The following is a 12,918-nucleotide window of genomic DNA, read 5'->3' on the forward strand; positions in this document are numbered from 1 at the left end:
TATGGACTATAAGGAGACGCTTGAGAGCGTAAAGTCGTTCAAGATCGAGGAGGAACTCTTCAAGAAGTACTGGCGCGTGCTGAAACTGGCACGGAGACCTACCCGTGATGAGTTCACCAAGATCGCTATAGTATCGGCGGCAGGTATCCTGCTCATCGGCCTTGTTGGCTTTATAATATACGAGATAATGCTGCTACTGCCCAGATGATGGATATGGCGGAGAGTGAAAACAGGGTTTACGCGGTCAAGACAACCGCCAAGCAGGAGCGGACGGTAGCCGACAATATAGAGAAGGTGATAAGGGAGCAGAAGGATATCCGTGTGACGGCCGTCATGGTCCCGGAGGAACTGAAAGGCTACGTCCTTGTGGAGAGTCCGGACTCCCTTGCCCGAATGGAGCAGCTGGTGGAACTGATCCCCCATGCGCGCGCGGTTGTGCGCGGTTCGACCTCGCTTAACGAGGTGGAACACTTCCTGGTGCCAAAGCCGGTTGTCAGCGGCATTACCGAGGGGACGATCGTCGAGATAATAGCCGGCCCGTTCAAGGGTGAGAAAGCGGTTGTAAAACGTATCGATTCCGGGAAGGAAGAGATCACGGTTGAACTCTACGAGAGCATGGTTCCAATCCCGATCACCGTCAGGGGCGACTCGGTTCGCGTTGTGGAACGCTCTGAAGACGCTTCCTGAAGAAGGACCCCTGTCTTTTTTTTTATGGTGCAGGAGATGCCACGGCTGCCCGCTGTCCGTGGGTCGTGCCCTGTACTTTAAATCCTCTCAGGTTAACCTTAGATAACCCAGGCAACTATTCCCCTGAGGAATAAGCTGGTGAATTTGTATGGCAGAAACGGTCGAGGTATTGGTACCCGGTGGCAAGGCAACTGCAGGCCCGCCTCTCGGGCCCGCGCTCGGTCCTCTCGGTATCAACGTGAAGGCTGTCGTTGACGAGATCAACAGAAAGACGGCCGAATTCAACGGCATGCAGGTGCCGGTGACGGTCACTGTCGACGATAAGCGGAACTTCACGATCGAGGTGGGTATTCCGCCCACCGCGGCGCTTATCAAGAAAGAGGCCGGTATCGAGAAGGGTTCGGCTGAGCCGGGTACACTGGTGGCGGGGGATCTGCCGCTGGAGGCCGTCGTCCGTATTGCCCGTATGAAGTTTGATGGTATGCTCTCGTACGACCTGAAGTCGGCGGTCAAAGAGGTCGCCGGAACGTGCATGAGTGTGGGTGTAAACATCGAGGGGAAGAAGCCCCGGGACGTGATCCAGGCCATCAATAACGGGGAGTATGACGACGTACTCGTCGCATAGATGTCAGACAACCATAGAAGATCGTGAGGTCGTGTACTATGGAGGCAAAGGATGGTTGACACAACCACTATACAGAAAGCCGTGAAGACGGCACTGGAGAAGGCTCCGGAACGGAAGTTCAGGGAGAGCGTGGATCTCACCGTCAACCTCAGGAATATCGATATGTCTCAGCCAAAGAACCGTATCGATGAGACGATTCACCTCCCGCACGGTTTTGACAACGTCAAGATCGTTGTTCTCGGGAAGGGGGACATCGTCACGCAGGCGAAAGAGGCCAAAGTCGACCTCATCCTGGGTCCTGAGGATATCGAACGGCTCGGGGGCGAACCCCGGGAGGCACGCAAGATTGCGGATGAATACAGGTTCTTCCTGGCTGAGACGGCAATGATGCCTCTCGTAGGTCGTTATCTCGGTGTCCGGCTTGGTCCGCGCGGAAAGATGCCAATGCCGATCTCGCAGGGAACCGATATCCGGCCCATCGTTCAGCGCCTGAGGAGTTCCGTGAAGGTCCGGACGAAGGACAAGAAGGTCTTCCACACCAAGGTCGGGACCACCGCGATGGATCCGGCGGAGATCGCTGAGAACATCGATACAATTCTCCGAAGGGTTGAGTCCGTGCTGGAGAGTGGGGCGATGAATATTCACTCGGTCTACGTGAAGACAACTATGGGGCCGGCAGTGAGGGTGGTCTGATGGCACTCTATACGCACCATCTGCCCCGGTGGAAGAGAGATGAAGTAGAGGAGATCAAGCGGGGCATCAAGGAGCACTCGGTCGTCGGTATCGTGAATATGCACGGTATCCCCGCCTCGCAGGTGCAGCATATCCGGCGGAACCTCCGCGGCACAGCGACTGTGAAGATGTCCCGCAACACGCTCATCGAGCGAGCCCTGAACGAACTCGAGGGCAGCGTTGCAGACTTAAACGAGCATTTTGAAGGACAGAGTGCCCTGATCTTCACAAACGAGAATCCTTTCAGGCTCTTTAAACTGCTTGAGAAGACCAAGACGAAGATGGCCGCGAAGCCCGGAGAGATTGCGCCCGAGGATATCGTTGTTCAGAAGGGCCCGACCACCTTCAAGCCAGGCCCTATCGTTGGCGAATTCCAGCAGGTGGGCATACCCGCGGTCATCGAGGGTGGCAAGGTCAAGATTCGTGAGACGAAGACGGTCGTGAAGAAGGGTGAGGTCATCAACCGGAAGGTCGCCGAGGCGCTTTCGAAACTCGGGATCAAGCCGATGGATGTCGGGCTTGCCCTTCAGGCTGCGTACTACCACGGTAGTGTCTTCACGCCGGAGATGCTTGCAATCGATGAGGAGGCCTACGCGAACAATATCGCGCTCGCGGCCAGGCAGGCGTTTAACCTCTCGGTCAACGCTGCAATCCCGACCAGGCTTACCATTGGGGCCATCATTGGCAGAGCGGTAAGTGAGGCGCGGAACATCGGCGTCGAGGCGGGCATCTACGAGAAGGATATCATCGACCTGATCATCGGGCGCGCCCGGCGCGATATGCTGGCTGTGGCGCTCGCGGCGCAGGCTCACGGGTTCGACCTTGACGAGGAGACCCTGAAAGCGGTAACGGCTGCTGCCGCTACCGTGCCCGCTGCGGTTCCGGCTGCTGCTGCACCGGTTGCAGAGGAAGAGGAGAAGGAAGAGTCAAAGAAGGAAGAGGACGAGGAGAGCGGTCTTGCCGGTCTCGGGGCCCTCTTCGGCTGATATTTCAAAAACGAGGTGAATCAAATATGGAGTATATCTACGCTGCACTGCTCCTGCACAACGCAGGCAAGGAAATTACTGAAGAGAATGTGACTGCTGTCTTGAAATCCGCCGGTGTCCAGGTCCAGGATGCCCGCGTGAAGGCGCTTGTCGCTGCGCTTGAGGGTGTGAACATCGAGGAGGCCATCAACAAGGCCGCCCTTGCACCTGTCGCCGCTGCAGCACCCGCTGCGGCTCCGGCTGCTGCTGCACCGGTTGCAGAGGAAGAGGAGAAGGAAGAGTCAAAGAAGGAAGAGGACGAGGAGAGCGGTCTTGCCGGTCTCGGGGCCCTCTTCGGCTAAACTTTTTCCCTGTTTTTGTCGTGTTCTTTTCATTATCTCTCGCACGTTCTGCATATCCTCTCTCAGGTCTAATAGTCCGGGCTATGGGCGGTCAAAAAGGAATGAGCGGATACAGATTGGCGGGAATGTAGAATCTCTATCTTCGTGAGGTTGCGACCATAGGCATGACCTCGACGGCGTAGAATGCTGGATCCGGGGAAACTGCCAGGAAAGAGTATGATTAATGTTGAGCCAGGAGATCGATCGCCCGACGGTGACTCTTCATCGAGAGTTCAAGGGGCTCGCGCTCAACGGGAGTGATGCCTTTCTGCTCTTCCGCTACTGAAGGGTTCTCGGCGGGGTAGATCTCGCCATAATCGATCGTGCCTATAGGTTCAAACATTCCGGACATTGAAGCCGCATAGGTTGAATTCTCGGACGAATGGTGTTGAAATGGGCCAAAAGACTTTAACAACCTCTTTCTGGCCTCAAATTCACTGGTTTCAGGATCGATACAGCCCGTCCACCTGAAATTATAAATCCATATGATCACGTGTAATATCACGAGATTGGGGCTGCGATCTCAGGGATAATACCCGGGATGCCTCTGATCTCAATCAGGGGAGCAGTCACTGTAATCACCGCATACTCCCCCCGTATACCACCTGTCCGAAACTTATGCACCCGTCCCCCAGCGGGTACTCACGGCTGACGATGAACTCAAGCCCCGCAGCCAGAACCCCGCTCTGGATCGTCTCCCGGATCGCCCGGTTGTATGCCACCCCACCCGAGAGCACCACCCGCGGGATCCCCCGCTCCTCTGCCGCCCCGATGGCCATCGCGGTTATCCCACGCGCCAGGTTGAACTGGACGGATGCAGCGATATCGGCCAGTCTCTCGCCTGCGACCAGACGCCTGTATGCCTCCGTCATGAGCGAGCGGGTCGATAGAAACTCGCACCCTCTCTCCTGCCCGAACTCGAGGTCCCAGACCGAAGGCTTCCCCGCCCATGCCACCGACTCGAGTTCCATCGCCGGTTCCCCGTCGTATGTCCGCTCCCGGCAGATCCCGAGCAGCGCCGAAGCGGCGTCCAGGACGCGGCCGGTGCTCGAGGTCGCGGCAACGTTCAACCCCCGCTCCACCTGCCTGCTGATGACCCCTAACTCCATCTCGCTCCAGCCCCGCGACGCAAGCAGGTCACGTATCTCCCTCGTCGGCAGGATGCCGTAGAGCATCCGTTCCGGGAACCTGGTGGCCAGATCGCCCCCCGGCATCGGAACAACCTCCAGGTGAGCGACCCTCTCAAGGTACGGAACCTCTCCCGCAAAGACCTCTCCGCCCCAGACCGTCCCATCATCGCCATACCCGACACCATCGATAGCGATCCCCACACACTCATCCGGGGTCGCGGCAGCGATATGCGCCCGGTGGTGCTGGACGGCAAGAAGTTCCGCCCCGCTTGCCTCGGCAACCTCCCTCGCATAGCGGGTCGAGAGGAATTGCGGGTGAAGGTCGTGGACGACCAGATCATACCGTGCTCCGGTGAGTTTCCCGATCTTCTCCACAGTCTCCTTCAGGTAGGCCAGGGTCTGGGGGTTCCTGACATTCCCAACATGGGGAGATGTGACGCAGAACCCGTTTTTGTAGATCGATATGTTCGAGTTCAGTTCCGGGCCGACGCCAAGGATACACAGGTCACCGAGATCGATCGCCTCCCGTTTCGGCGCAAGACCGCGGGATAGACGGATGATGTAACCGCCCCTCATGACCGAGTCGTCGCAGCGGTTGACGATCCGGCGGTCGTGGGTGAGGATGTAGTCCACCTGCCCCGGCAGGCGTTCCAGGGCTATCCCGAGGTCGGTGATCATGGGGTAGCCCGGCAGGTTCGCGCTCGTCATCACGAGCAGCGGGTGGTCAAGGTGTGCAAACAGTAGATAGTGCAACCCGGTGTAGGGGAGCATGCAGCCGATGGTGTGCAGCCTCGAGATCGTCCGGTGCGACTCCGGATCACGCTTCTCGAGCACCACGATCGGTCTCTCCCGCGAGTGCAGGATCCGCCGGTCATCCGGAGAGAGAACCGCGATCCGCTCCACCTCCTCCGGTCCTGCCATCACAGCGAGCGGTTGTGCCGTCCGGCCAAGACGGCGTTTGAGTTCTTCTGCTGCCTCCTCGATACACGCAATGTGGAACCCCCCTATGCCGCGGATGGCCACGATCGAGCCCGCATCCAGCAGAGAGGCTGTCTCCCGTATAGGGTCTTCTGCCGCAACCGGTCTCCCGTCTGCTCTTAGAAGGCTCAGATGTGGTCCGCAGGCCGCACAGGCAATCGTCTGGGCGTGATGGCGGCGAGACGATGGGTCGGAGTACTCCCTCTGGCATGCGGGGCAGAGCGGGAACTCTGCCATCGAAGTCCGTTCCCGGTCGTATGGGACGTCAGTGATTATGCTGTAGCGAGGCCCGCAGTTGACGCAGGACGTCGCCCAATAGCCCTCATACCGGCCACCGGGCGTAAATATATCGGTGATACATTCGTCGCATATGGCGACATCGGTTGGGATGAATCCCGTGAGACTCCCCCTCTCGCTCTCGAGGATACTAAACCCGTCAGTCTCCTCCCCATCGCGCAGATTATAAACATCTACAGAATCTATGCGGGATAGGGGTGTACCCCCTGAAACAGCCTCCAGGAACTCCTCAAAACGCTCCCCCCAGGCACGGATCTCCACCTCGCTACCCAGGTTTTTGACCGTCCCGGTGATCCCGAATTCCATGGCTTTTGCATAGACAAAAGGGCGAAACCCGACTCCCTGAACGATGCCCCTGATTACAATTGTGCCACTTCTACGCATCTGGATTTCAGCAAAAATTTATGGAGTTATAGCCCCATATAATAATAGGGTATCGCAGTGACGGGACATATCAAAATTCTAAACGATCCGGTGGAACTGGTTCCTCTTCTTATAACGTTCAATAATGCAGAATATAAAAAGATCTACGATCTCTTAAATAAAGCATGGATGACCGAGGATGATCTCGCAGACTACGCGGCGAGGTCCACGGTTACGGAGTGTCTCGCGATCCTGAAGAAAGGTAACCTTATCGAGGAGCAATGGCGGATGCCGAAACCCGGCGAGAAACCCACGAAAGAATACAGGGCGACATACAGCAAGTTCCGGGCCAGTTTTCAGTGTTCCATGGGCGATCTCGGGGATCTGCTGCATATCGCCATCTCAAACGATGAGAGTCTCCGTGCGATCGTCGATGCGGTTCAGCAGGAGATCATGACCGGAACAACCTCTATTGGTGACATATCCCGTAAATACGGAGTCAGCCAGATCTTCATAAGGGGGCTGGCAAAGAGGATCCCCGGTCTCGATGTGAGAGGGCAGGGGATGGTTTTGCTTGACCGAACCTGATAAAGACCCGCTCTACATAATCCTGCGCAGCAAGCGGGAGGCAACAAGGTTTCAGATCCTGGTCGAGATCGCCGAACACCAGCCCGCCATCCGCCAGCAGGAGATCGCCGAGAAACTTGGTGTGACACCCCAGGCGATCTCCGAGTACCTCCGTGAGCTGGTGGAGGAGGGACTTGTTACCGCTCACGGTCGGGGCAGGTATGAGGTCACGAAGAGCGGGGTAGAGTGGATCATGCGACACGCCGAGGCCCTCGAGTCGTATGCCCGCCACATCACCCGCGATATCATCCAGCAGGTGGCGGTCTGGACGGCCATTGCGGAGGACGAGATCCGGAAGGGGGATACTGTAGGCGTCTTCATGCGGAAAGGCTGGCTGTATGCGACAGAGAGGGAGCAGAGCGCGATGGGTGTCGCGACGATGGACGCCAGGCCCGGCGAAGACCTCGGCGTTGCCAGGTTGAACGGCATCATCGATCATAAGGAGGGGACTGTCCATGTCTGCAAGGTCCCGCGGGTGGAACGTGGGGGGTCACGCAAGGTCGATCTAAATCTCCTCCGGGGTGCCGTCCGGGGTGCCGAGGTTGTGGCTGCCATCGGGCTTGAGTCGTATGTGGCCCTGAAGAAGGCGGGTATCGACCCGGATATGTTCTTTGGTGCCAGGGAGGGTGTCATCGAGGCGGCGTTCCACGGTCTTGATTGTGCGATCCTTATCGTCGATGAAGAGTTTACCGATTTTCTCAAGCGACTTGAGACCGTGGGACTCGCCTACACGATCCATGACCTGATACTCTCATGAAGGTCATCGTCCAGCCCCAGAAAAGTGCGTACAAACTGCTCTTTGTTGAGGGCGACCGCGTTGAAGGAACGGGTTTCGTAACCCTTACCGCGACCCAGAAGGGTCAGCGGCCTAAGAACTTCAAGATGCGTCGTCGCGGCAGCAGGCAACCAGCACCCACTCCGACGCGTGACTTTATCGCCATGCTGCGCCGTTCTATGGTCCTCCTCGCGGCTGAGAGTCCGGAGTTCGAGTCTTTCCTCTCCGATCTCCAGATCCCTTTTTCACATATCAATATCTGCCGGTTCTGTCAGCTCGAGGACAGGTTCGTCCCCGTCGATAAGATGGCCGGGGTGCGCTACGGTGGGGAGTGGATCTGCATGGAGTGCGCGAAACGCGAGATGCGTCGCGAACTCGGCTACATGGGGAGGTTCGGCGGGTCGGTGCTGGTCCACCTCGAGAAACTCCTTGCCCAGGTCCGTGATCTCGACCGTGTGCTGGCATCGGTGGGGCCCGAGCACCCCGACCGGAAGCGGACACTATTTGACAGGCTTGATGCTCATGAGATCGAGAGGACCCTGCATATCACCGACCTCTCTCTGCCCTCTGCGTTCGTGAAGGCTGCCGGGGTCGATTACCTGATGCCCGTTCAGCACCTGGCCGTTCAGAGCGGTCTCCTGGAGGGACAGCACCTGCTGGTGGTCTCGGCCACGGCGAGCGGCAAGACGTTCATCGGGGAGATGGCCGGGATGAAGAACTTCCTGGAGGGGCGGGGGAGGATGCTCTTTCTGGTCCCGCTGGTCGCGCTTGCAAACCAGAAGTACCAGCGGTTCCGCGACCGATACGGTCACCTTGTCAGAGTAGCCCTCCAGGTTGGGGTCAGTCGTCTCAACCTTCCCGAGACCCGACCGGCAGGGGACCGCGACGTCAACGCTCCGGTGGTGGTCGGGACATATGAGGGGATCGACCATCTCCTCAGGACAGGGAAGACTCTTAAAGACATCGGGACGGTCGTGATCGATGAGGTCCAGATGCTCGAAGACCCGGAGCGCGGCCACCGCCTCGACGGGCTGATCGCCCGTCTCAAGCATATCGCTCCGGACGCTCAGTTCCTCTACCTCTCGGCAACGATCGGGGCTCCGGGGCTGCTTGCGGAGAAACTCGGGGCGAACCTTGTCCGCTACGCCGAGCGCCCGGTTCCGCTTGAGCGTCATCTCATATTTATCGAGCGGGAGAAGAAGATCGCGTTCATCAAGCAGATGGTCGCCGAGGAGTACCGGATGCGGTCATCGAAGGGTTACCGGGGACAGACGATAGTCTTCACCAACTCGCGGGCCCGCTGCCACGTCATCGCTGACGCACTGGGTAAGATGGCCGTGCCATACCACGCGGGGTTGAGCGCCCAGGAGCGGCGGGAGGTGGAGCGGCGGTTCTCAAAGGGGGAGGTTGCCGCTGTCGTGACCACCGCAGCGCTTGCCGCCGGTGTGGATTTCCCGGCGTCCCAGGTGATCTTTGATGCGCTTGCGATGGGGATCCAGTGGCTCACCGTCCAGGAGTTCTACCAGATGATGGGCCGGGCGGGTCGACCGGACTTCCACGACCTCGGCCGGGTGGTCATCCTGGCGGAGCCCGGCGGGTCTTACTCCCGAACGTCCGGGAAGACTGAGGAGGAGGTTGCCATCGCCCTCCTGCGGGGCGAGATGGAGGAGGTGGCGCCGGAGTATGACCTGGAGCAGAGCACGGAGGAGTTCGTTGCAAACGCCGTTGTATGCGGCGGCGATGAGCAGCAGATCATCCGGATGAACCGCATGATGGTCGGGACGCTGGAACCCGCTCTCCCGACGCTCCTCGACTACGGGCTGGTCAGGCGGCGGGGAGGGCGAATCGAACTCACCGATATGGCCCGGGTGATGGCAGAGCACTTCATCGGCGCCGAAAGGTTGATCGGGATCAGGGACCTTGTCCGGCGGATGGACGATGCGGCCGGGATCGTGGCAGAACTTGAGTGTGCCACCGAGGATGAGCGGTAGTCTATCGGATTGCGTTCCGTTCGGAGGTTGTCATCCGGGGAAGAGGGTGCCCCATGAGAGAGGAGGGGGTGTTCCGCTGCCGGTTGGCGATTTTTTCCATGGATCCCGTCTCCGGGAGTGCTTCTCCCATCACAGCGAGACCCTCCCCGGCACGGCTTCCCACCACCAATCGCCGCATACTTGCCCGACCCCCTGTGGGTGGTGTCCAGAGCAAAAGGCGTTATACATGAGGCTCGCAGGGGGGGGTGATGTGAAACTCCCGTTCCTCACATCCACAACTCTCCCCGACGACTCAACCTCCATCCCGGCGTCTGATTGAGGCTATTAGCGTGGGTCGTTTGAGGTCTGGCCAGCCATCATCCCGGAGTTCTGTCCGTTGTTTGCCTCGCCCCCGGTCTTCTGCATCATCACCGTAAAGACCGCTGTCCCGAGGAGGCTTATCGCGCCGGCTGCGTAGAACACGGCATCTATACCGATGTAGTCCATGAACAGACCTCCCATCAACGGGGCTATGATCGTACCTATCCCGAAGATGGTGTTGTAGGCGCCCATCGATGTTCCCATCCCCAGCGTCCGGCCGGCATCGACCGTAAGGGCCATGATCGACGGCTGCTGGATTGCGCCCCCCACACCGATCAGCGAGGTCACCACGAGCAGTTGCCAGAAGGAGCCTGAGAAGGGAATTATGGCAAGTGCAATCGCTGCTATGGCCGATCCCACAACGATCAGGGCGATCTTGTTCCCCCTGTCTGTGAGCCTCCCCACCGGCACCTGAAGCAGCGCCATGATGAAGGTGTTCACGGAGAGGATGACGCCCACACTGGAAGGGCTGAGCGCGATCAGCGGAGCAAAGACCGGGATGAAGACCATCGTTCCCCCACGGCCGAGAGCGCTGATGAACGTGAAGACCATGACACCCCGCATGATCGGCAGCCTGAAGATCTCACTGATCGGGGCAGGCTCCACCTCCGCGATCGTGGATGAAGCCCGCCTGGCCTCCGGCAGGTACATGGCGACCAGGACTGTGGCAAACACCGAGAGCGCGGCCATGGTGTAGAAGACCGAATCCATCCCGAAAGCGTCGTTGAGGAAACCGCCAAGGAGCGGACCTACGCCCATGCCGAGGAACATCGATATGGAGAAGTTCCCCATATAACTCCCTTCCGTTCCCCGCTCTGAGAGGTCGGCGATGTAGGCCATTGCTATCGGGACGACCATCGCTGAGGCGATCCCGTGGGCGAATCGGACGACCGTGAGGGAGTATACGCTCCCGGCGATGACGTAGGCGAGGGAGAGGACGGCGTATGCAAACATGCCTATGAGGATGATCCACTTCCTGCCCTGGCGGTCGGAGATCCTCCCGATGATCGGCATGAAGATCGACCTGGAGAGCGCGAAGGCCGAGAAGATTATCCCGAGCCAGATCCCGGTCGCACCCAGGTTCTCCGCGTATATGGGGAGGAGCGGGCTGACTACGCCAAGCCCGAGCATCGTGGCGAAGACGGAGATGAATAAAACATTGTATATGCGTCTGGCTGTTTTCATGCAGTTTTACACCGAGATTTTGTTTAAGACCACAGTCTCTATCCTGTGGCTGAAAATTAAAGTTGCAGTAAAGGTGTTTGGTGGATCTACACCATATACGTTTAGATCCTTGCAGGTTCAGTCACGGCGTGAAACGCAGCACCATCGGTCGTAGAGCGGGTCACGCTGGTTCTCAAAGACCTCAGTATCCCGTCCGGCGCACCACGACTCCACCATGGCCGCCTCCTCCTCCGTGCCGAGGGTGATCAGCGTCTCGTCGGTGAGGTCAAGGAGGGTGGTTATGATATCTCTCCAGAGGCTCGCGTTGTAAGGGTAGATCTCCCCGGCCATGAGAATGATACCAAGAGGAGCGGGTGCAACGTAGCGGTCGGCCTCCCGCGCGTCGATACAGATGGTATCGGGCGGGAGGAGACGCCCCTTCGAGAGGCCGAGTGCCAAGAGTGCCGGGTCGTTGTCGTAGGCGAGCGTACGCAGACCGCCAGCCCGGAGCGCTGCGGTACCGACCCCGGAGCCACAGCAGCAGTCAAGGCAGAGTTCCCCGCTCCGGTCGCCCCAGACCTCCTGGAGGAGGTCGTGGATATACTCTATCCGGTCAGGGCGAAGGTCTTCCAGGGCGGGTGATGTCGTATCCAGGAGTTCCATGCTGTAGTATTCGCGGACGGCTCTCGCCCAGGTCTCCCGTCTCTCCTGGTAGATCTCCCCGTCGATCGCCTCGAAATACTCTATGACGGCAAGGGTCGGGTCACGGTAGAGGAACGAGGCGGCGTGCCAGCCTCTCTCGTCGTGGAGCGCAAGCGCGATCACCTCCTCGTCCTCGTCGACCAGGAGACGGCCTTCGTCCGCCCGGATCTGGAGCAGGTAATCTGTGCAGGAATCAAGCGTCAGGTCCGCAAAAGAGGGCTCTATGAGCCTGCAACCCTCGACCTCAAGTATCTCCGCAACCCTCATGCCGGCCCCCTCTCGATCTTCAATCCGCCAGGCGCCCGGATAACCCCATCGATACGGGCGTCCTCGTGCAGCGTGAGACGGCGGCAGGATACGTTTCCAAGGATGTGCGCACCCTCTTCTATCGTCAGATCACCGTCGCTCTGGAGATCCCCGTGTATGACCGAACCTCTCGCGATGTTCCCGTCTTCTCGAAGGCTGACGCTCCCGAATATGGTCGTATCCTCCCTGACCACGATCGAACCGGCACGGATGTTCCCGTGCAACCGGCATCCCGAGCCGATGACCATCCTCTCCGGGACGGAGAAGGTCTGCATATCCAGGACGGAACCGCCGGGGATCATAAGCGGGGTTGCGGCAGGGGTCTCATCATCATCGTCGCCGAAGATCTTTTCCAGGACTGAACCCAGTTCGTCCTCTCTCTCGATCCCGAGTATCGCCACCAGGTACATCACGATGTAGATTATGACCGGCATGGGGTTGCGGATGGAGATCCAGCCTTTCGCCTCAAATCCGCGCTCTATCTGGACGTTGTCCCCTATGTCCAGGTCGCCCCTGACGACCAGTTTGCCAAGGATCTTTACCCCTTCCCCGAGGTAAGCGTCCTCATCCACGATAACGTCGCCGTTGACCTCACACCAGTTATCGATCCTGGCATCGCCTGCCGCAACGATGCTGCCGTTGATCCTGCTGAACTCACAGACCACGACATCCTTTCCCGAGAGACCGTAATCGATCCGGCATTTCTCGCCGACTATGATGTCCTGCTCGGTCTTGAGCATCCTCTCCTGGAGTTCGGTGTGGTCCGGGAGGGTGCAGCCCCTGAGCCGGTCGTGGTCTACCCTGGTCTCCATTTA

14 protein-coding genes are annotated in these 12,918 nt (G+C 58.9%); 9 read left to right on the top strand and 5 right to left on the bottom strand.

From position 1 onward, the window contains the following. Position 1: 1 nt before the first annotated feature. The 6 genes from QMC91_RS05545 to rpl12p all read left to right on the top strand — a co-directional run bounded on the left by QMC91_RS05545 (position 2) and on the right by rpl12p (position 3,371). Positions 2-208, top strand: coding sequence for a protein translocase SEC61 complex subunit gamma (locus tag QMC91_RS05545; protein WP_300236557.1), 207 nt, complete (start codon positions 2-4; stop codon positions 206-208). Positions 209-213: 5 nt separating this feature from the next. Next, entirely contained in the window at positions 214-687 is a 474-nt protein-coding gene (locus QMC91_RS05550) for a transcription elongation factor Spt5 (protein WP_300236560.1), read from the top strand. A 148-nt stretch (positions 688-835) separates the two neighbouring features. Beyond that, positions 836-1,312: a 50S ribosomal protein L11 gene (locus QMC91_RS05555; RefSeq protein WP_300236563.1), complete on the top strand. Its 477-nt coding sequence runs from the start codon at positions 836-838 to the stop codon at positions 1,310-1,312. Between the two features lie 51 nt (positions 1,313-1,363). Further along, complete coding sequence (locus QMC91_RS05560) at positions 1,364-2,005, top strand: 50S ribosomal protein L1 (protein WP_300236566.1); 642 nt, start codon at positions 1,364-1,366, stop codon at positions 2,003-2,005. Then, a complete protein-coding gene (locus QMC91_RS05565) occupies positions 2,005-3,030 on the top strand; it encodes a 50S ribosomal protein L10 (RefSeq protein WP_300236569.1) in 1,026 nt (341 codons plus the stop codon). The genes QMC91_RS05560 and QMC91_RS05565 overlap by 1 nt, the downstream gene beginning before the upstream one ends. A 26-nt stretch (positions 3,031-3,056) precedes the next feature. Then, positions 3,057-3,371, top strand: a complete 315-nt coding sequence (gene rpl12p, locus QMC91_RS05570) for a 50S ribosomal protein P1 (RefSeq protein ID WP_300236572.1) — start codon at positions 3,057-3,059, stop codon at positions 3,369-3,371. Between the two features lie 220 nt (positions 3,372-3,591). On the opposite strand, the gene QMC91_RS05575 is transcribed toward rpl12p, so the two are convergent. Both QMC91_RS05575 and hypF read right to left on the bottom strand, forming a co-directional pair. Further along, positions 3,592-3,753, bottom strand: coding sequence for a hypothetical protein (locus tag QMC91_RS05575; protein WP_300236575.1), 162 nt, complete (start codon positions 3,751-3,753; stop codon positions 3,592-3,594). Positions 3,754-3,988: 235 nt separating this feature from the next. Further along, on the bottom strand, positions 3,989-6,199 hold the full coding sequence (gene hypF, locus QMC91_RS05580; RefSeq protein WP_300236578.1) for a carbamoyltransferase HypF: 2,211 nt from the start codon (positions 6,197-6,199) through the stop codon (positions 3,989-3,991). Between the two features lie 57 nt (positions 6,200-6,256). Here hypF and QMC91_RS05585 point away from each other — a divergent pair, with 57 nt between their 5' ends. The 3 genes from QMC91_RS05585 to QMC91_RS05595 are packed head-to-tail and all read left to right on the top strand — an operon-like array spanning position 6,257 to position 9,571. Beyond that, entirely contained in the window at positions 6,257-6,766 is a 510-nt protein-coding gene (locus tag QMC91_RS05585; RefSeq protein WP_300236581.1) for an ArsR family transcriptional regulator, read from the top strand. Next, complete coding sequence (locus tag QMC91_RS05590; protein ID WP_300236584.1) at positions 6,753-7,562, top strand: winged helix-turn-helix transcriptional regulator; 810 nt, start codon at positions 6,753-6,755, stop codon at positions 7,560-7,562. The genes QMC91_RS05585 and QMC91_RS05590 overlap by 14 nt, the downstream gene beginning before the upstream one ends. Next, on the top strand, positions 7,559-9,571 hold the full coding sequence (locus QMC91_RS05595; protein ID WP_300236587.1) for a DEAD/DEAH box helicase: 2,013 nt from the start codon (positions 7,559-7,561) through the stop codon (positions 9,569-9,571). The genes QMC91_RS05590 and QMC91_RS05595 overlap by 4 nt, the downstream gene beginning before the upstream one ends. A 324-nt stretch (positions 9,572-9,895) precedes the next feature. Here QMC91_RS05595 and QMC91_RS05600 read toward each other — a convergent pair whose 3' ends face one another. From QMC91_RS05600 to QMC91_RS05610, 3 genes are all read right to left on the bottom strand, one after another. Then, positions 9,896-11,116: an MFS transporter gene (locus tag QMC91_RS05600; protein WP_300236590.1), complete on the bottom strand. Its 1,221-nt coding sequence runs from the start codon at positions 11,114-11,116 to the stop codon at positions 9,896-9,898. A 117-nt stretch (positions 11,117-11,233) separates the two neighbouring features. After that, entirely contained in the window at positions 11,234-12,064 is an 831-nt protein-coding gene (locus QMC91_RS05605) for a hypothetical protein (RefSeq protein ID WP_300236593.1), read from the bottom strand. Next, a complete protein-coding gene (locus tag QMC91_RS05610) occupies positions 12,061-12,915 on the bottom strand; it encodes a polymer-forming cytoskeletal protein (RefSeq protein WP_300236596.1) in 855 nt (284 codons plus the stop codon). Before QMC91_RS05610 ends, QMC91_RS05605 begins: the two co-directional genes overlap by 4 nt. Positions 12,916-12,918: the final 3 nt, after the last annotated feature.

Source organism: Methanoculleus sp. (assembly GCF_030019085.1).
Classification (GTDB): domain Archaea; phylum Halobacteriota; class Methanomicrobia; order Methanomicrobiales; family Methanoculleaceae; genus Methanoculleus.

What these genes read in the sequence shown, in the direction of transcription:
- QMC91_RS05565 (WP_300236569.1), top strand. Translation starts at nt 2,005, where the DNA reads ATGGCACTCTATACGCACCATCTGCCCCGGTGGAAGAGAGATGAAGTA.
- QMC91_RS05545 (WP_300236557.1), top strand. Translation starts at nt 2, where the DNA reads ATGGACTATAAGGAGACGCTTGAGAGCGTAAAGTCGTTCAAGATCGAG.
- QMC91_RS05575 (WP_300236575.1), bottom strand. Translation starts at nt 3,753, where the DNA reads ATGTTTGAACCTATAGGCACGATCGATTATGGCGAGATCTACCCCGCC.
- QMC91_RS05550 (WP_300236560.1), top strand. Translation starts at nt 214, where the DNA reads ATGGCGGAGAGTGAAAACAGGGTTTACGCGGTCAAGACAACCGCCAAG.
- QMC91_RS05555 (WP_300236563.1), top strand. Translation starts at nt 836, where the DNA reads ATGGCAGAAACGGTCGAGGTATTGGTACCCGGTGGCAAGGCAACTGCA.
- rpl12p (WP_300236572.1), top strand. Translation starts at nt 3,057, where the DNA reads ATGGAGTATATCTACGCTGCACTGCTCCTGCACAACGCAGGCAAGGAA.
- QMC91_RS05560 (WP_300236566.1), top strand. Translation starts at nt 1,364, where the DNA reads ATGGTTGACACAACCACTATACAGAAAGCCGTGAAGACGGCACTGGAG.
- QMC91_RS05595 (WP_300236587.1), top strand. Translation starts at nt 7,559, where the DNA reads ATGAAGGTCATCGTCCAGCCCCAGAAAAGTGCGTACAAACTGCTCTTT.
- QMC91_RS05610 (WP_300236596.1), bottom strand. Translation starts at nt 12,915, where the DNA reads ATGGAGACCAGGGTAGACCACGACCGGCTCAGGGGCTGCACCCTCCCG.
- QMC91_RS05605 (WP_300236593.1), bottom strand. Translation starts at nt 12,064, where the DNA reads ATGAGGGTTGCGGAGATACTTGAGGTCGAGGGTTGCAGGCTCATAGAG.
- hypF (WP_300236578.1), bottom strand. Translation starts at nt 6,199, where the DNA reads ATGCGTAGAAGTGGCACAATTGTAATCAGGGGCATCGTTCAGGGAGTC.
- QMC91_RS05600 (WP_300236590.1), bottom strand. Translation starts at nt 11,116, where the DNA reads ATGAAAACAGCCAGACGCATATACAATGTTTTATTCATCTCCGTCTTC.